The organism is Caulobacter sp. (assembly GCF_049283275.1).
Classification (GTDB): domain Bacteria; phylum Pseudomonadota; class Alphaproteobacteria; order Caulobacterales; family Caulobacteraceae; genus Caulobacter.
Map to the genome: position 1 here is coordinate 1 of NZ_JBAPVS010000333.1, position 16,042 is coordinate 16,042.

Annotated in this window: 17 protein-coding genes, 1 tRNA gene and 1 pseudogene; 9 read left to right on the forward strand and 10 right to left on the reverse strand. The window is 68.2% G+C overall.

Features of this window, described 5'->3' with window-relative positions; all coding sequences use genetic code 11:
• Positions 1–309: 309 nt before the first annotated feature.
• Entirely contained in the window at positions 310–2,070 is a 1,761-nt protein-coding gene (locus WAL33_RS18885) for a class I adenylate-forming enzyme family protein (RefSeq protein ID WP_422183233.1), read from the forward strand.
• 103 nt (positions 2,071–2,173) lie between these two features.
• Entirely contained in the window at positions 2,174–2,905 is a 732-nt protein-coding gene (locus WAL33_RS18890) for a TlyA family RNA methyltransferase (RefSeq protein ID WP_422183235.1), read from the forward strand.
• Positions 2,906–3,120: 215 nt separating this feature from the next.
• Here the strand turns inward: WAL33_RS18890 and WAL33_RS18895 are convergent, their stop codons facing one another.
• The gene (locus WAL33_RS18895; RefSeq protein ID WP_422183237.1) at positions 3,121–3,759 is read right to left on the reverse strand and encodes a hypothetical protein; all 639 of its coding nucleotides are present in this window, start codon (positions 3,757–3,759) and stop codon (positions 3,121–3,123) included.
• Positions 3,760–4,014: 255 nt separating this feature from the next.
• On the opposite strand from WAL33_RS18895, the gene WAL33_RS18900 reads away from it, so the two are divergent.
• From WAL33_RS18900 to WAL33_RS18910, 3 genes are all read left to right on the forward strand, one after another.
• The gene (locus WAL33_RS18900) at positions 4,015–5,241 is read left to right on the forward strand and encodes a class I SAM-dependent RNA methyltransferase (protein WP_422183238.1); all 1,227 of its coding nucleotides are present in this window, start codon (positions 4,015–4,017) and stop codon (positions 5,239–5,241) included.
• Positions 5,242–5,284: 43 nt separating this feature from the next.
• Positions 5,285–6,388 carry a class I SAM-dependent methyltransferase gene (locus tag WAL33_RS18905; RefSeq protein ID WP_422183240.1) on the forward strand — a complete coding sequence of 368 codons (1,104 nt, stop codon included), beginning with the start codon at positions 5,285–5,287 and terminating at the stop codon, positions 6,386–6,388.
• A gap of 99 nt (positions 6,389–6,487) precedes the next feature.
• A tRNA-Cys gene (locus WAL33_RS18910) sits at positions 6,488–6,561 on the forward strand.
• A gap of 211 nt (positions 6,562–6,772) precedes the next feature.
• Here the strand turns inward: WAL33_RS18910 and WAL33_RS18915 are convergent.
• The 7 genes from WAL33_RS18915 to WAL33_RS18945 all read right to left on the reverse strand — a co-directional run bounded on the left by WAL33_RS18915 (position 6,773) and on the right by WAL33_RS18945 (position 12,576).
• The gene (locus tag WAL33_RS18915; RefSeq protein ID WP_422183242.1) at positions 6,773–7,354 is read right to left on the reverse strand and encodes an SCO family protein; all 582 of its coding nucleotides are present in this window, start codon (positions 7,352–7,354) and stop codon (positions 6,773–6,775) included.
• On the reverse strand, positions 7,354–7,821 hold the full coding sequence (locus WAL33_RS18920; RefSeq protein WP_422183243.1) for a copper chaperone PCu(A)C: 468 nt from the start codon (positions 7,819–7,821) through the stop codon (positions 7,354–7,356). The genes WAL33_RS18915 and WAL33_RS18920 overlap by 1 nt, the downstream gene beginning before the upstream one ends.
• Before the next feature lie 32 nt (positions 7,822–7,853).
• Positions 7,854–9,920 (reverse strand): TonB-dependent receptor family protein, encoded by a 2,067-nt coding sequence (locus WAL33_RS18925; protein WP_422183245.1) that lies wholly within the window; start codon positions 9,918–9,920, stop codon positions 7,854–7,856.
• A 132-nt stretch (positions 9,921–10,052) separates the two neighbouring features.
• Positions 10,053–10,472, reverse strand: coding sequence for a DUF2946 family protein (locus WAL33_RS18930; protein ID WP_422183247.1), 420 nt, complete (start codon positions 10,470–10,472; stop codon positions 10,053–10,055).
• A gap of 38 nt (positions 10,473–10,510) precedes the next feature.
• Positions 10,511–11,488 (reverse strand): S1C family serine protease, encoded by a 978-nt coding sequence (locus WAL33_RS18935; protein WP_422183248.1) that lies wholly within the window; start codon positions 11,486–11,488, stop codon positions 10,511–10,513.
• 77 nt (positions 11,489–11,565) lie between these two features.
• Positions 11,566–12,114: a helix-turn-helix transcriptional regulator gene (locus WAL33_RS18940; protein WP_422183250.1), complete on the reverse strand. Its 549-nt coding sequence runs from the start codon at positions 12,112–12,114 to the stop codon at positions 11,566–11,568.
• A 309-nt stretch (positions 12,115–12,423) separates the two neighbouring features.
• The gene (locus WAL33_RS18945) at positions 12,424–12,576 is read right to left on the reverse strand and encodes a hypothetical protein (protein ID WP_422183252.1); all 153 of its coding nucleotides are present in this window, start codon (positions 12,574–12,576) and stop codon (positions 12,424–12,426) included.
• A gap of 201 nt (positions 12,577–12,777) precedes the next feature.
• On the opposite strand from WAL33_RS18945, the gene WAL33_RS18950 reads away from it, so the two are divergent.
• The gene (locus tag WAL33_RS18950) at positions 12,778–13,884 is read left to right on the forward strand and encodes a PA0069 family radical SAM protein (RefSeq protein WP_422183253.1); all 1,107 of its coding nucleotides are present in this window, start codon (positions 12,778–12,780) and stop codon (positions 13,882–13,884) included.
• Positions 13,885–13,888: 4 nt separating this feature from the next.
• On the opposite strand, the gene WAL33_RS18955 is transcribed toward WAL33_RS18950, so the two are convergent.
• Positions 13,889–14,344, reverse strand: coding sequence for a MarR family winged helix-turn-helix transcriptional regulator (locus WAL33_RS18955; protein WP_422183255.1), 456 nt, complete (start codon positions 14,342–14,344; stop codon positions 13,889–13,891).
• A 94-nt stretch (positions 14,345–14,438) separates the two neighbouring features.
• Here WAL33_RS18955 and WAL33_RS18960 point away from each other — a divergent pair, with 94 nt between their 5' ends.
• Both WAL33_RS18960 and WAL33_RS18965 read left to right on the forward strand, forming a co-directional pair.
• A complete protein-coding gene (locus WAL33_RS18960; protein WP_422183256.1) occupies positions 14,439–14,825 on the forward strand; it encodes a nuclear transport factor 2 family protein in 387 nt (128 codons plus the stop codon).
• Positions 14,826–14,841: 16 nt separating this feature from the next.
• Positions 14,842–14,948: pseudogene (locus tag WAL33_RS18965) on the forward strand (hypothetical protein); the annotation flags it as partial.
• Between the two features lie 7 nt (positions 14,949–14,955).
• Here the strand turns inward: WAL33_RS18965 and WAL33_RS18970 are convergent.
• Positions 14,956–15,618 carry an HAD-IA family hydrolase gene (locus WAL33_RS18970; protein ID WP_422183257.1) on the reverse strand — a complete coding sequence of 221 codons (663 nt, stop codon included), beginning with the start codon at positions 15,616–15,618 and terminating at the stop codon, positions 14,956–14,958.
• A gap of 73 nt (positions 15,619–15,691) precedes the next feature.
• Between WAL33_RS18970 and WAL33_RS18975 the strand changes: the two genes are divergently transcribed.
• Positions 15,692–16,042: glycosyltransferase (locus WAL33_RS18975; RefSeq protein ID WP_422183259.1), on the forward strand; the 351-nt coding region annotated here is incomplete at its 3' end.

Here is a 16,042-nt window from a genome sequence, read left to right on the forward strand (position 1 = left end):
TGCGACGACTCCCCTGTGTGGACTATGACCTAGGGTGATCCTGGAGAGCCGACAAGCCGCGCCGTGAGGAGTTGCCCTCATCTGAGCGGTTGGGTCTGTCCACCCCCGAGGGGGCGGAGCCGGGCGCTGGACGGCCCTCGGGGCGCAAAGCGGATGAACCCCGATCGCCCAAGTGATGCATTCCATGCATCTAACTTATCATTGTTCCCTTATGTTCGAACGGATGTTTGCATCGCGCCGTCGGCTGTGCTTTTCCTTGGGTGAACGCGCCCCGTAACAAGGCGCGACGCACATTCCGGGAGAGTAACGATGACCCAGGCCGCGCCCGCGCCCACCCCGACCATTCCGTGGCCCGCCATGTCGGTGCAACAGGCCTACGCCATGATCACCGCCCCCGGCTCGCCCGGCGAGATGGAGGAGATCGACATCCGGGGCGTGAAGACCCGGGTGTGGAAGCACTGTCCGCCGACCCTGCGCGACACTCTGCTGGTGGGCCGCACCCACGGCGACAAGATCTATCTGGTCCACGAGGACGAGCGGGTCAGCTTCGAGGCCTTCTATCGCGCGGTGACGGTGTTCGCCGCCGAGTTGGAAGCGTCGGGGGTCAAGAAGGGCGACCGCGTCGCCATCATCATGCGCAATCTGCCCGAATGGCCGGTGGTCTTCTATGCCGGCCTGACGCTCGGCGCGATCCTGACGCCGCTGAACGCGTGGTGGACCGGGCATGAGCTGGAATACGGTCTGCTGGACAGCGGCGCCACGGTGGCGGTCATGGACGTCGAACGCTACGAGCGCCTGGCCGAGCATTTCGACAACTGCCCCGATCTCAAGCGCGTCTATGTCAGCCGTTCCCGCGAAGAGATCGCTGATCCCTATGTGAAGCGGGTCGAGGCGGTGATCGGCGGCCCCAATGACTGGATCAATCTGGACGAACGGCCGCTGTCGACCGTCGCGCTGGGCCCCGAGGACGACGCGACGATCTTCTACACGTCGGGCACCACGGGCAAACCCAAGGGCGCGCTTGCGACGCATCGCGCCGTCAACAGCAACATCTTCGCCGCCGCCGCCGCCGGCGCCCGCAGTTTCCTGCGCCGGGGCGAGGCGCCGCCCCAGCCTGATCCCGGCGCGCCGCAGAAGGGCTCGCTGATCTCGGTGCCGTTCTTCCACGCCACCGGCTGTTTCGCGGTGATGAACCCCTCGCTGTTCGCCGGGGCCAAGCTGGCCATGATCCGCAAGTGGGACCCGGAAAAGGCCATGCAGCTGATCCAGGACGAGAAGCTGACCCAGATGGGCGGGGTGCCGACCATCGCCTGGCAGATCATCGAGCATCCCAGCCGCGGCAACTACGACCTGTCGTCGCTGGAGACGGTGGCCTACGGCGGCGCGCCCTCGGCCCCGGAACTGGTGCGAAAGATCAAGGAGATCTGGCCCAAGTCGCTGCCGGGCAACGGCTGGGGCATGACCGAGACCTCGGCCACCGCCACCAGCAACTCGGCCGAGGACTATGAGAACCGTCCCGACAGCTGCGGCCCGGCCGTGCCGGTCACCGACCTCAAGATCATGACCGTCGAGGCGCCGTATCGCGAGCTGCCGATCGGCGAGGTCGGCGAGTTGTGGTGCAAGGGCCCGCAGGTGGTGAAGGGCTATTGGAACAAGCCCGAGGCCACGGCCCAGACCTTCGTCGACGGCTGGGTGCGCACCGGCGACCTGGCGCGGCTGGACGAGGAGGGCTTCTGCTACATCATCGACCGGGCCAAGGACATGCTGATCCGCGGCGGCGAGAACATCTACTGCATCGAGGTCGAGAACGTCCTCTATGACCATCCGGCGGTGATGGACGCGGCCCTGGTCGGCGTCCCACACAAGACCCTGGGGGAAGAGCCGGCCGCGGTGGTCACGCTGAAGCCCGGCGCCCACGCCGACGAGGCCGAGCTGCGGGCCTTCGTCGCCCACCGCCTGGCCGCCTTCAAGGTGCCGGTCAAGGTGGTGTTCTGGCCCGAAACCCTGCCCCGCAACGCCAACGGCAAGATCATGAAGAACGAGCTGAAGAAGGTGTTCGTCGAGGGTTAGACCGCGCCGGTGGGGGGAGGAGACCCATCTTCCGATCACGCCCCCCTCCGCCGGCCGCGCCGACACCTCCCACACAGGGGGAGGAGCGTGCTAGACCCCGGTCATGAAACGCAAACGCGCCGACATCCTGCTGGTCGAGACCGGCCTGTTCGACAGCCGGGCCAAGGCCCGCGCCGCCATCGAGGCCGGGTCCGTCAAGGCCGACGGCAAGGTCGTGACCAAGCCCTCGCAGGAGCTTGAACAGACCGCCGTGCTCGAGGGCGTCGCCGCCTTCCCCTGGGTGGGACGCGGCGCCCTGAAGCTGGCCCATGCCCTTGAGCTCTGGCCCATCGTGGTCGAGGGCAAGATCGCCCTCGACGTCGGGGCCTCGACCGGCGGCTTCACCGAGGTGCTGCTTTCGAAGGGCGCGGCCAAGATCTACGCCGTCGATGTCGGCCGCGAGCAGCTGCATCCGCGCATCGCCGCCGATCCGCGCGTGGTCGACCGCTCCGGCGTCGACGCCCGGATACTGGATGAAGGTCACTTGGACGAAGCGCCCGGCCTGGTGGTCAGCGACGTCAGCTTCATCTCGGTGGAAAAGTGCTTGCCCGTGGCCTTGGACCTGGCCGAGCCCGGCGCGGACCTGGTCAGCCTGATCAAGCCGCAGTTCGAGGCTGGTCGCGACCGGGTGGGGAAGGGCGGCCTGGTCAAGGATCCGGCGATCATCGCCGACTGCATCGCCTCGGTCCGCGCCTTCGTCGAGGCGGCGGGCTGGACGGTCAAGGCCGTGGCGGAGAGCCCGATCACCGGCGGCGACGGGCAGGTCGAGCACCTGCTGTGGGCGGTCAAGGATTAAGGTCGATCCATACGGCTTCGGAAGCGAAACCCTCGTCCTTCGACAGGCTCAAGATGAGGGTTTCTACTGCACGGCGTGCACATGGTCCTCATCCTGAGCTTGGCGAAGGACGAGGACCACGCACCGCGCCAAGGCCCGGCCGACCCTGAGCCGACAAAAAGGCCGCCGGCGCGAACGCCGGCGGCCCCAAGAGATCGAATGAGAAATCGGGTCGGTCAGTCGACGACCTGGTAGCGGCCCGAGGAGTCCGGGCAGACCCGGACGAAGCGCTTCTGGGTGCGGCCGTCGGGCAGATAGATCGGGCTTTCGGCCAGGGTGCAGCCGTCGGTGTCGGGCTTGCTCTCGGTCACGCTGTACGAGCGCTCCGATTCGTAGGTGTAGCCGTCGCGACGGTCGCCGTAGCGGCTGTCCTCGTAGCGCGGGGCATAGCCGCGATCGTCGTAACCGCGGTCGCGGGAGTCGTTATAGGCGCCCTGATTGTAGGACGGCGGAGGCGGCGGGGGCGGATTGGCGCCCGGCGTGCAGGCGGCCGAGTTGCGACCGATGGCCGTGCCGGCGATCGCCCCCACTAGGCCGCCGAGCACAGTACCCTCGGTGCGGGCGCCCTTGGCGGCCACGCCGTTGCCGATCGCCGCGCCGATGCCGGCCCCGAGCAGACCGCCGCCCGTGCCGCGCTGCGTGGTGCTGCGGCGGCAGGGATCGTAGTAATAGCCGTTGCTGTCATAGTTGCCGCCACCGCCGTAGGCGCCGGCGTTGCCGTAGGCGCCATAGGCCTGGGCCGAGGCCATCGTCGGGGCCATCGCGCAGGCGAGCGTGGCCGCGGCGGCGACGCCGAGAACGGTCTTGAACATCATAAGAGAAACTCCTCCGACCGAGTCCGCCGATGCTCGGACCCGCCTTACCGATCTAAAATGCCAAGGGCTTGATGAACGGCTGTTGAGCGACCCGTTCATCTTCGTTCACCCGCATTGGCTTCGAATGCGCTATGAGCGACCGAAATCTTGTCTGCGCCGATCGTGGCGCGGGCATGGCGGGGTCCTTCGACCCCGGAAATCATGACCCGAAATGGCCGAGCCGGTGAAGGTTCCGCCACGTGAATTGGACTCTTTATGCGTGAACTCAGGATCCAGGCGGTCGGCGCCCAGGGCGACGGCATCGCCGAGGGCTCTTTCGTCCCCCTGACCCTGCCCGGCGAACGGATCACCGCCGAGATGAGCGGCAATCGCGGCGAGTTGATCGAGGTGCTGGAAGCCAGCCCCGACCGCGTCGCCCCGCCATGTCCGCACTTCGGGGTCTGCGGCGGCTGCGCCTTCCAGCACTGGGACCTCAAGCCCTATCTGGAATGGAAGCGCGAGCAGATCCAGTTCCAGCTGGCCCGCGAGGGACTGGAGACCGAGGTCCTGCCGACCTTCGCTTCGCCGCCGGCCTCGCGCCGCCGCGTCGCCCTGCACGCCCGGGGCGGCAAGGGCGGGGCGCGGCTGGGCTTCAAGGAGCGCCGCTCCTGGAACCTGGCCAAGATCGAGACCTGCCCGGTCACCAACCCCAAGCTGGTCGCGGCCTTTCCGGCCTTGGCCCGCCTGGCCGCGCCGTTCCTGGAGCACCCCAAGTCGGCTCCGACCCTGCACGTGACCCTGACCGCCACGGGTCTGGACATCGACATCACCGGCGTCGAGGCCAAGAGCGGCGGTCTGTCGGCCGACGCCCGGGTCCGCGCCGCGATGATCGCCGGCGAGCATGACTTCGCCCGGGTCACCATGGCCGGCGAGATGATCTACATGGCCCGCCAGCCGATGGTGAAGCTGGGTCCCGCCATCGTCTCCCTGCCGCCCGGCAGCTTCCTGCAGGCCGTGCCCCAGGCCGAGAAGGCCATGGTCGATTTCGTGGTCGAGGCGGCCCAGGGCGCATCAAGGATCGTCGACCTGTTCAGCGGCGTGGGCACCTTCACCTTCCCCCTGGCGCAGATCGGCGGGGTTCACGCCGCGGACAGCTCAGCCCCCGCCATCGCCGCCCTGAAGGGCGCGGTGGGCGCGGCTTCGGGTCTCAAGGCGATCACCGCCGAGGCGCGCGACCTGACCCGCCGTCCGGTGCTGTCGACCGAGCTGAACAAGGTCGACGTGGCCGTGCTCGACCCGCCCCGGGCCGGGGCCTTCGAGCAGCACGTCGAGATCGCCAAGTCCAAGGTGGCCCGCGTGGTCGGCGTCTCGTGCAATCCGGCGACCTTCGCCCGCGACGCCAAGCTTCTGGTCGACGCCGGTTTCCGCCTGGAGCGGGTCTTGCCTGTGGACCAGTTCCTGTGGTCGCCGCATATTGAGCTGGTCGGAGTGTTTTCGCGGTAGGACGGCCCATCTTCGACCGGTGGGGCCCTCCCAGGAGACGGCCATGGACGAGCGACGCGGCGATCGGGGAGAGTCCAGGGAGGCGGGTCTCAAAGGTCGCGCCGCCTTTGCTCTGGACGGCGCCGGCCAGCGGGCCAAGGCCGCGGTCAAGGCCGCCTGGTGGACCGCCGCCGGAAGCGTCACCCGCGCCCTGGCCCAGCCCAGCCGCGGCGAGGCCAAGACCAAGTTCGAACCCAAGGGGCCGCCCGTCTCGGCCGATCGGCTGCGCAAGGCCTATCTGACCGCCTTCGACAAGGACGCCGCCGACGTCGCCGCCGGTCTCTATCCGCCGACCGGGGACGGACCGCGCAATCCGGCGGACGCCTTCCGGGACGCCCTGGACGTCATCGCCGACGCCCGCGCCGTGGATCGCCGCCGCCGCCGGGGCGACGGCGTCGAGGTGCGGGATGAGCCCGAGAGCGAGGGCTATCCCAACTACTACCGGCAGAATTTCCACTTCCAGTCGGGCGGCTGGTTCACCGACGCCAGCGCCCGCCGCTACGAGGCCCAGGTCGAGGCGTTGTTTTCCGGCGCGGCCGGGGCCATGCGCCGCCGAGCCCTGTCGCTGCTGGCCCGTCATTGGCGCGGCAAGGACCAGCGCGGGCTGAAACTGGTCGATCTGGCCTGCGGTTCGGGCGCGTTCCTCAGCGACTTGGACGCGGCCTTTCCTCGCGCGGCCATCGCCGGCCTGGACCTGTCACGGGCCTATCTGGCCGCCGCCAGCAGCCGCTCGGGCCGGGGCGGGGTGCAGGCCAACGCCGAGGCCCTGCCGTTCGCCGACGCCAGCCTGGACGCGGTGACGTGCATCTACCTGTTCCATGAACTTCCGCCCCGTGTGCGGCCCGTCGTGGCCGCCGAGATCGCCCGGGTGCTGAAGCCTGGCGGCGTGCTGGCCTTCGCCGACTCCGTGCAGCCGGTCGACGAGCCGGACCTGTCGCGGCTGCTGGAGGCCTTTCCGGCCTATTTCCACGAGCCCTACTATTCGACCTATGCCGAGGCCGACCTGCCGGCCCTGTTTGGTGCGGCGGGGTTAAGCGTGGTCGGACGGGACCAGGCCTTCCTGACCAAGGCGCTGCTGTTCGAAAAACCCCCAAGGACGACCCTGTAGCAAACCCTGCGCCCAACGCGCTCATGGCCATTGCCTAGCGCGGCGGGCTCCTGTATTCGAACCGACCTCTTCGCCGACGCTCCTTGCGTTGACCCGGATGGCCCGGTGGCGGAGTGGTTACGCAGCGGATTGCAAATCCGTGCACCCCGGTTCGATTCCGGGCCGGGCCTCCAACCCTTTCAATGACCCATAGGCGACCTTCAACGCCGTCGCGCCGTGCGGCGACTCGTTGCGACCGTCAAAGGAAACCTCGGACACCAGGGTGATGTCCGAGGTCGTCGAGTTGGTCCGAGGACGTGCAGTCAGGGTGCTCCCGCGTCGAACGTCGTGCCCGATAGGTCCGGGTCTTCTCGTCCGTTAGGGTCTTGCCCGCCGCCGTGATCATCAGCCCTTCAGCAAGGCCTTCAATTGGCTCAGGCCCTGCTCGGGCGGACCGCCGTAGCCGATCGGCTCAACGAACCGGCCCTTGGCGTCGAAGAGGTAGATCGCCGAGGAATGGTCGACCGTGTAGCCGCCGCCGTCTATCGGGGTCTTCTGATAGTAGACCCGATAGGCCTTTGCGATCGCGGCGACGGCTTCGGGCGAGCCGGTGAAGCCCTGGATGCGAGGATCGAAGTTCGACAGATAGAGCTTCAGCTGCTGGGGCGTGTCGCGTTCCGGATCGACCGAGACGAAGACGACGTTCAGCTTGTCGGCGTCCTTCCCCAGAGCCTTTAGCCAGGCGGTAATCTCGGCCATGGTGGTCGGGCAGACCTCGGGGCAGTAGGTGAAGCCGAAGAAGATCGCCGTCGGCTTGCCCAGCAGCGTCTTCTCCGTGACCGGCCGGCCATTGGTGTCGACCAGCTGGAACGGGCCGCCGATCTGGATCGTCGACCGCCCGCCGGCCTGGTCGCCGGCCTTCTGGCAGGCGGCGAGGGGCGCGCAGGCCAGGGTCAAGGCGAACGCCGCGATTCTCCAGGGCTTCATCAGTGAGACTCCATCGACATGCCGCTCATGGACGGCGGGGGCGCGGTCTTCACCGGCGCGGTCACGGTGACCGGCGCGGCGGTCTTGAAGCGCAGGGTCAGGGCGACCGTCGCGCCGGGCGTCAGCGCCGTCTTCGGCCCGATCAGCATCAGGTGCTCGGCCCCCGGCTTGAGCGCGACGGGTTTGCCGGCCGGCAGGGCGATCCCGTCCGCCAGCTTGCGCATGCGCATCACGCCGCCCGTCATCGACATGGTGTGGATTTCGCCACGGCCGGCGGCGGGGGTCTCGACGGCGATCAGACGATCGTCGGTCGGCGCCGTCAGGGTGACATAGCAACCGGCGGAGAGGGCGCCCTTGGGCGCGGGACGACACCAGGCGTCGACGATCTTGACGGCGGGCGGCTTGGCGGCGGCGGTCAGCGGCGTCGCCAGCGCAGGGAGGGCGAGGAGGGCAAGGAGGGTCTTCATCGTGCGAAATCCTATCAGACGCGATACTGAGGTCAGAACGAAATGGTGACGCCGCCGAACACCGAGCGGCCGTCGCCCGGCCAGACGGCGGCCGTGCCGGGGGTCCAGACCGTGGCGGCCTGGGTGTTGGAGACATAGGCCTGGTCGGCGAGGTTGCGAGCGTCAAGGAACAGTGAAACCTTGCCGTTCAGCCTCCAGCCGGCGTTGAGGTTCAAGATCGCGTACGACGGGGCGGCCTTGGTGTTCTTGTAGTCGATCCACGGATCGGACGCCGACCACTCCACCGCGGGCGCCACGAACCAGCCGCGGGCGTCGTCGTAGCGAAGTTCGGCGCGGTAGAAGGTCTTGGGCACGATCGGCAGGCGGTTGTCGCCGTACTGGGCGTCGCCGTCGAACCGGAAGTCCGACAGGGTCAAGGTCTGGCGCAGGCGCCAGCGCGGCGCCATCGTCCAGTCCAAGGCCGCCTCGACGCCCTGGTGAAGGGTCTTGTCGGCGTTGAAGGTCGAGGCCGGATGCGAACTGTCGACGGCGAACTGCAGCAGTTCGTTCTCGAGATGGGCGCGGTAGAACGTCACGTCATAGGTGAACGGGCCCCGATGGCCGCGCGCCCCGACTTCGCCGGTCCAGGCCTCCTGGGCCTTGACGGGCGCGAAGCCGACATTGGTGGGCGACAGCGAACTGAAGTTCGGGGGCTCGACCGACCGGGTGATGTTGGCGAAGACCTGCGAGCCGTCCTCGCCCTGCCAGAGCAGGCCGATGCGCGGCGAAACCCAGACATAGTCCTTGCCGGCGGTCAGGTTGAACGTGGAGCCTACGCCAGGAACGGCGAAGCTCTGGTAGTCACGTTTGGCGCTTCCCCAGGTCAGGCCGCCGACCAGGGCCAGGTGCTCGGTGGCGAAGACCCGCCCCTCGGCGAAGATGTCGGCCGCCTTGGCGTTCTGCAGGGACCGCGACTGCAGCGCGCCGCGAGCGCCCCGGAGGTTAGTGTAGAAGGCCGAGTCCAGATCGCCCTGGCGATACCACGCGCCCAGATAGGCGTCGGCTTTCAGGCCGCCCAGCACGCCGTCCCAGTCCAGACGGCCGAAGGCGCCGTAGTTGCGGCTTTCCTGGTCGATCACCTGGAAGATCGGGTGGTCCAGGTCCTTCCAGACCGCATAGACCACACCCTCGAACACGGTGTTGTCGTCCAAGCGCCAGGTCGTGCGCAACGAGCCGCGCAACCCGCGCTGATTGCGGCCCTGGTCGTTGTTGGCGCTGGCGGCGGCCGTCTGGCGCGGATTGGCCTCGAACTGGTCCAGGGTCAGGGAGCCGGGGATTTCCTGGTTGATGTTGGAGCCGTTGACGACGACGCGCACCTCGCGGTCTTCGCCGAAACTCCGGCCGATGTTCAGCGCGCCGAACTGGATGTTCTGTTGGCTCTGCGAGCGCCAGCCTTGGCTGGTCTGGTTGGTGGCGGCGGCATAGACGTCCCAGTCGCCGGACTGGCGGGCGATGGCGACGTGCTCGCGGATCATGCCCCAGGAGCCGCCGTCTATGCGAACCTGGTTGTCGAAACCGGCGTCCTTGCCGGTGGGTGTGACCATGTTGATCGCCCCGCCCAGCAGGGCGCCGCCGAAGCGCAGGGCGTTGCCGCCGCGATAGACCTCGACATAGCGGGTGTTGAGCGGGTCGGCGACCTGGCTGTCGCCATAGCCGTCGGCCTCGTTCAGCGGCACGCCGTCCTGGGCCAGCAGGAGGCCGCGGTTGTGGTTGGCGTTGCCGATGCCCGAGCCGCGGATCGAGATGCGAACGTCCCCGCCCCACTTGCGCTGGGCATAGACGCCAGGCGCGTCGCGCAGCATGTCGTCCAGCGCCAGGGCCTGGCGGTTGGCATAGGACTCCTGGGAGATCACCGAGACGCCGCCAGGGGTTTCGGACAGGCGTTTACGCGCGCGGGCCACCACCGGCGGATCTTCCGGATCGGGGCGGGCCGTGACGATGACCGAGCTGACTTGATGATCGGGGTCCAAATCCTCCGGGGCGGCGAACGCGGTTCCGGGGAGGAGGAGGGCGGGGAGGACGAACAGGACGGCCGTGGAGGCCAGCCAGAGAGACTTCATGGATCTTGGTCCTTCGGCGCGCGATGGCGCGCGGCCGTGGTCAGCTGAAAGGGCGGGAGGCGACGCGAAGTCGATCGCTGGACGTCGTCCGGCGATGCGCGCGTAGGGCGCCCGGCCGCGAGCGGCGGAGCGCTAGATCAGCTGGCTTGGAGGACCTCTGGCCGGCAAGGGCGGCGCGGCCAGGCCTCGGCCGGGGGCCAGGCCGGTGACCGGAGCCAAGGCCATGGGACGATAGGCGACGAATTCGACCTTGGTCGCCACCAAGGCGCTGGGCGGCGGCGCGGCGGCGCCATGGCCGGCGAACGGGCAGGGCGTGTCGTGAGCCGGCTTGTCGGCGGGCGCCTTGTCCTGATGGCTCAGGGCGGCGTCCGGCGCGACGATCAGCGGACCCTGGCCGGTGCAGAGCACCAGCGCGAAGGGCAGGTCGTTCTTCGGCGCCGTCGAGGTCATGAAGCCCGCGGGAACCAGAACCTTCACGGCGAGCGCCAGGATCGCGAGCGCCAGGAAGGCGCCGCGTGTCCAGGTCAGGCCAAGGTTGGGCGAGCGGGTCACATGCGGGCTTTATCGCAAGCGGCCGATTTTCGCCACGGCTAGTTGAGCTTGGGTTTTTTCAGCAGGGCGTTGCGATCGACCGAGCGGATCTCGACCTCGAACACGTCGTGCTCGCGCTGGATGCGCAACGGGACCGTGACGCCCGCCAGGCCCTGGCTCCAGAGCGCGGTGTAGAATTCAGCCAGGTCGGCGACCTCCTCGTCGGCCACGGCGAGGATCAGATCGCCGGCGCGGAGCTCGGCGCGGGCGGCGGGGCTGCCGGGCGAGACCCCGACCAGAATGACCTGGGATTCGGTTTCCTGGGCGAAGACGCCGAGCCAGGGACGCGGCGGATGGGCGGGTTTGCCCCGGGCCAGGTCGTCCAGAATCGGCGGCAGCAGTTCAGCCGGCACGAACATGTTCATGGGCTTGGCGTGGCCGTCGCGCGACTGTCCCGCCAGGCTCAGCGAACCCACGCCGACCAGTTCGCCGTCGGGGCCGATCAGGGCCGCGCCGCTCCAATGCGGATGGGCCGGCTCTGTGATGATCGCCTCATCCAGCAGATACTCCCAATAGCCGGCGAAGGGCATGCGCGTGAGCACCCGTCCGGCGGCCGCGTGGGCGCGTCCGCCGGCCCCGGCGATGACGACGGGGCTGCCGGATTCCAGGATCTTCGAGGCGCCGATCCGCAGGGGCGGGAGGTTCAGGGGCTCCAGCGCCTGGACCAGTCCCAGCCCCGTCTGGCTGTCAAAGCCCAGCACGTGGGCCTCTATGCGTCTTCCGTCGTTCAGGGTCAGGACGACCCGGCTGGCCTCGGTGATCAGATAGCCCATGGTCAGCACCAGGCCGCTTTCGCTGATCACCACGCCGTTGCCCAGCCGCTCGGTGCCCAGAATGCGAGCAGTGAACGCATCGTCAGGGACCTGAGCCTCCAGGGCGACGACCGAGGACAGCGCACGATCCAGGTCGAAGGGGTAGGCGTTGGCGGTCGGACGCAGCCGCGCCTCGACCTCGTGCCCTTGGAATGGTGAAGACAAGTCGATCTCCTATGGGAGACTCAAATCTGGGGCTCGGCGAGGCCAGGGACAAGGGGCGCGTCCCGCGCGGCGGCCGCTCAGGCGGCCAGGGCGGGGAGATCCGTCGGGCGCTCCTGGCGGCTGCGACGCCAGCGGCTGGGCGTCTGGCCGATCAGTCCCCCGAAGGTTCGGCAGAAATGGGCCTGGTCGGAGAAACCGCAGGCCAAGGCGATATGGGCAAGGTTGTCGCGCGTGGTCAGCATCAGGTGCTTGGCGCGGGCGATGCGGCATTCGAGGATGTAGCCCTTGGCGGACCGGCCGAAGCTTTCCTTGAACGCGTGCGAGAAATAGCTGGGGCTGAGACGCACCGCCGCGGCCACGTCGCGGACCTGCAGATTACGGTCGCTGTTCTGGTCGATGAAGTTTGTCGCGGTGCGCACCTGCCAAGGCGCCAGCTTGCCGGTCTGCCGATCGCGGGTCAGGCGCTGCACCTCGGCCTCGAGAAGTTGGCTTGCCCGCAGCACCAGTTCCCTGGCTTTATCGGGATCACGATCGAAGGCCCGCGAGGCGTCGGTGACCAGGCGCGCCAGGATCAGGGTCTGGTCATGCGGCAGGGTGGAGGACTGGTTCGTGCTCGCGGAAGTCATGTCCAGCTCGCCATCCTTTTCCGAAACCTTCCCCCGAGCGTCCGCGACAGGTTCAGTTTCGTTTTTGCTACCATTGGCCGTGCGAAGTCGCAATGACACTGGGTAAAGCTTGGCTGTAGTAGAGCTTCGAAAGCTCATGTGCTATGCAGTGTACTGTGGATTTTTGTCCTTGCTGGGATCAATTTCTAGACATCGGCGTCCGCCTTGGTTTTGACGGCCGTCTTTGAACGATGATGAGGTTTTTGAGCAAGAGGCTCAAATCGGGCGCCGTCACCCCGCGAATGCGTGAGGCGACGGCTTGGTCCTCGATCAGTCGTCGCCGTCAGCGATGTCGGCGAGAAGGCCGTTGATCGGCTCCTCGTTGAAGCTGGTGACGTTGTGGCCCGTATCGACCACCCCGACCCTGGCGACGTGCGGGGCCTCGGCTTCGGTTTCGGTCTTGTCGTCTGGCTTGGTGGTCATGGGAGCTCCCGATGCGAGGGGCCAGGCGCCTTTCGTCCGGCGCGCCTCGCGGCAAAGCTTGGCACGAAGCTGTTCGCCTGTCAGCGAGGGTCGCGTCGATGGGGGCGGATGAGGGCGGGGCGCCTCGAAACCATACGTTCGCCGTCCTCAGCGGTCATTTGTGTTCTTGAAATGTTCCGTTCGGCGGTTCATGATCGAGCCATGGTCTCTCCCGCCAATCTTCCCGGTCATCCGCCGACTGGTGTTCTTCGGGAGGGCGCGCGGGGACGCGGGGCCAAATCCAATCGCACCGGCCGCTTCGAGTCCCAGGTCAGCGAGGCGTTCGACGACGGCTGGGGCGAGGAGGACGAGCCGGCCCAGATCGCCACCACGCTGCAGCCGATGAAGTCGCGGACCATCATCGCCCGCAACGACAGTCCCGACATCGGCTTCGAGAGTTCGATCAATCCCTATCGCGGCTGCAGCCATGGCTGCATCTACTGCTACGCCCGGCCGGCCCACGCCTATCTGGGTCATTCGCCCGGCCTGGATTTCGAGACCAGGATCTATTTCAAGCCCGAGGCCGGCAAGCTGCTGGAGCGCGAGCTGTCCAAGAAGGGCTACGTTCCCAAGGTCATCCATATCGGCGGCGACACCGATCCCTATCAGCCGGACGAGCGCAAGCTGCGGGTGACGCGGGCGGTGCTGGAGACCCTGGCGCGGTTTCGCCATCCGTTCACGATCATCACCAAGTCGAACCTGATCACCCGCGACCTCGACATCCTGGGGCCGATGGGACGAGCGGGACTGGCGCGGGCGGCGGTGTCGATCACCAGCCTGGATCACCGGTTGTCGCGCAGCATGGAGCCTCGCGCGGCGACACCCAAGCGCCGGGTCGACGCGGTTCGCCAACTGACGGCGGCCGGCGTGCCGACCACGGTGATGTTCGCCCCGTCCATTCCCTCGCTGAACGATCACGAAATGGAGGCGGTGCTGGAGGCCGCCGCAGGGGCCGGGGCGACCACGGCCGGCTATGTGGCCGTGCGCCTGCCGCTGGAGATCAAGGACCTGTTCGAGGAATGGCTGGCCGCCGAGCATCCCGACCGCGCCAAGCGAGTGATGTCGCTGGTGCGCCAGATGCGCAATGGGGCGGCCTACAGTTCCGAATGGGGCAAGCGGATGACCGGCGAAGGACCGGTGGCCGAGGTGATGAGCCAGCGCTTTCACCTGGCGCGCGCGCGGTTCGGTCTGGACCGCAAGATGCCGCCGCTGGACCTCTCCCAGTTCGCCGTGCCGGCCAAGGCGGGAGATCAGCTTTCGCTGTTCTAGGCCGCTAGGAGGGCTCAGCGCTCGCGACCCGATCGAGGTTGGCGATCAGGCGCGTCAGCAGGGCGACCAGTTGCCCGGCCTCCTCGTCCGTGAAGCCGGCCAGCGCCTCCTGATTGCCCCGCAGCAGGACGGCGATGGCGTCCGGCAGGCGGGTTTCCGCGACCTCCGTCAGCGTGATGCGGCGGCTGCGTCCGTCGGCCGGGTCGGGTGTGCGCCTGATCAACCCGTCCCGCTCCATGCGGGCCAGCATCTGCGCCATCGGCGGCTGCTCGGTTCTGGCGAAGCGGGCGAGATCACGTTGCGTGCTGGCCTGGCCGTCCCGAAGCGCGACCAGCACCGGCAGATGTCCGACACCGAAGCCGAGCGGCTTGAGCCGCGCTTCGCTGAGCCGGGCGAACCCGCGCGCCGCCAGGCTGATCAGGTGTCCGGGCGTCGAGAGCACATCCAGGTCCATCGCCATGTCAGCCCTTGCGTCCATTCCAATTCAATTACATATGTGCATATGTAATTGAATTGACCTCCAACGCAACACCGTATCCCGCAGGGAGAGACCCATGGACGACGACGTCAAAATCGTTGAGCGCCTCTACGATCGCTTCAACGCGCGGGACATCGACGGCGTGTTGACCGCGCTGACCGACGACGTCGCCTGGGCCAACGGCATGGATGGCGGCCACGTCCATGGCCACGAAGCCGTGCGCGCATACTGGACGCGCCAGTGGGCCATGGTCAGTCCGCGCGTCGAGCCCGTGGGCTTTCAGCGAACGGCGGACGGCGCGATCGTCGCGGAGGTCCTGCAGTCGGTCCGCGATCTCGAAGGCCGACCGCTCCAGGGGCAGACGCACGGACTCAAAGACAAGACGGTCGGGCACGTTTTCCGTTTTCGGGACGGCAAGGTGGCCCGCTTCGATATCCAGGACGCCGACCAGGTCGCAGTTTAAACGCGGTGCTTGGTCCTCGTCCTTCGACAGGCTCAGGATGAGGACCATTGTGCGGCCTCGGCAGTAGAAAACCTCATCCTGAGCCTGTCGAAGGACGAGGTTTTCGTTTCCAGAGGCGAATGACGATCGACTAGGCGACCGTCAGGCGCAGCCCCTCGGCCTCGACCGCGATCCGGACGTCCGAATAACCGGTCAGGACGGGGTGATCCGTCGCGAGCGGGTGACGGTGCGTGGCGGTGATCACCATCACGTCGGCCCCGGCGGCTTCGCCGGCCAGCAGGCCCGCGGGGGCGTCCTCGAACACCAGGCAGGCGCCGGCCGCGACACCCAGACGCTCGGCGGCCAGGATATAGCCGTCCGGCTCGGGCTTGCCGCGCGCGACGTCCTCGGCCGTGATCAGCACGGCGGGAAGGGGCAAGCCGGCGGCGGCCATGCGGCGCAGGGCCAGTTCGCGTTGGGCGGAGGTGACGACGGCCCACCGATCGGCCGGCAGGGCGCGCAGGAACGCCTCGGCGCCGGGGATCGGGATCACCCCCTCCACGTCGCCGACCTCGGCCCGCAGGATCGCCTCGGTCTCCAGCGCGATGTCGATGCCGGCCAGGTTCTGGCGGCGGATCGTCTCCTCGGCGCGCACGCCGTGGATGGTGGGCAGGAAGGCCTCGACGTCCAGGCCGTGGCGCCGCGCCCAGTCTCCCCAGACCCGTTCGGCCACGGCGATGGAGTCGAGCACCGTGCCGTCCATGTCGAACAGGAAGGCGGCGTAGGTCCCAGCGGGGGTCTTTGTCGGGGTCATGGGCCGCCTATGCCATGCTTCGTCGCCCCAAGTCTCGGCTTGACCTGCGCGGCTACGGATCGGAAGCAGAGCCATGATCACCGTCGTCCTGCCCACCCACAACAGCGCCGCGTGCTTGGTCCACGTCCTGCCCCTGCTGGTGCCGGCCGCCGTCGACGGCCTGGTCAAGGCGGTGGTGTTCGCCGACGCCGGCTCGACCGACGCCACCCTGGCTATCGCCGAGGACTGCGGGGCGCGGGTGGTCCAGGCGTCGGGCGATGCCGGCGCGCGTCTGGCGACCGGCTGCGCGGCGGCCAAAAGCGCCTGGATCCTGGCGCTGGGCGAAGACCTGGTCCTGCCGGAAGCCTGGCGCACGCCGGTCGAGGCCCACCTGGCGGGCGGCGGCGGCAAGCCCGCCTGGATCGCGGGCCCAGGCCTGTTCGGG

Bases quoted from the DNA above. Each gene is read 5' to 3' on its own strand.
- WAL33_RS18925 (WP_422183245.1), bottom strand. From the start codon at position 9,920: ATGAAGTCTCTCTGGCTGGCCTCCACGGCCGTCCTGTTCGTCCTCCCC.
- WAL33_RS18955 (WP_422183255.1), bottom strand. From the start codon at position 14,344: ATGGCGATGGACCTGGATGTGCTCTCGACGCCCGGACACCTGATCAGC.
- WAL33_RS18890 (WP_422183235.1), top strand. From the start codon at position 2,174: ATGAAACGCAAACGCGCCGACATCCTGCTGGTCGAGACCGGCCTGTTC.
- WAL33_RS18940 (WP_422183250.1), bottom strand. From the start codon at position 12,114: ATGACTTCCGCGAGCACGAACCAGTCCTCCACCCTGCCGCATGACCAG.
- WAL33_RS18895 (WP_422183237.1), bottom strand. From the start codon at position 3,759: ATGATGTTCAAGACCGTTCTCGGCGTCGCCGCCGCGGCCACGCTCGCC.
- WAL33_RS18915 (WP_422183242.1), bottom strand. From the start codon at position 7,354: ATGAAGCCCTGGAGAATCGCGGCGTTCGCCTTGACCCTGGCCTGCGCG.
- WAL33_RS18945 (WP_422183252.1), bottom strand. From the start codon at position 12,576: ATGACCACCAAGCCAGACGACAAGACCGAAACCGAAGCCGAGGCCCCG.
- WAL33_RS18970 (WP_422183257.1), bottom strand. From the start codon at position 15,618: ATGACCCCGACAAAGACCCCCGCTGGGACCTACGCCGCCTTCCTGTTC.
- WAL33_RS18905 (WP_422183240.1), top strand. From the start codon at position 5,285: ATGGACGAGCGACGCGGCGATCGGGGAGAGTCCAGGGAGGCGGGTCTC.
- WAL33_RS18900 (WP_422183238.1), top strand. From the start codon at position 4,015: ATGCGTGAACTCAGGATCCAGGCGGTCGGCGCCCAGGGCGACGGCATC.
- WAL33_RS18920 (WP_422183243.1), bottom strand. From the start codon at position 7,821: ATGAAGACCCTCCTTGCCCTCCTCGCCCTCCCTGCGCTGGCGACGCCG.
- WAL33_RS18960 (WP_422183256.1), top strand. From the start codon at position 14,439: ATGGACGACGACGTCAAAATCGTTGAGCGCCTCTACGATCGCTTCAAC.
- WAL33_RS18950 (WP_422183253.1), top strand. From the start codon at position 12,778: ATGGTCTCTCCCGCCAATCTTCCCGGTCATCCGCCGACTGGTGTTCTT.
- WAL33_RS18885 (WP_422183233.1), top strand. From the start codon at position 310: ATGACCCAGGCCGCGCCCGCGCCCACCCCGACCATTCCGTGGCCCGCC.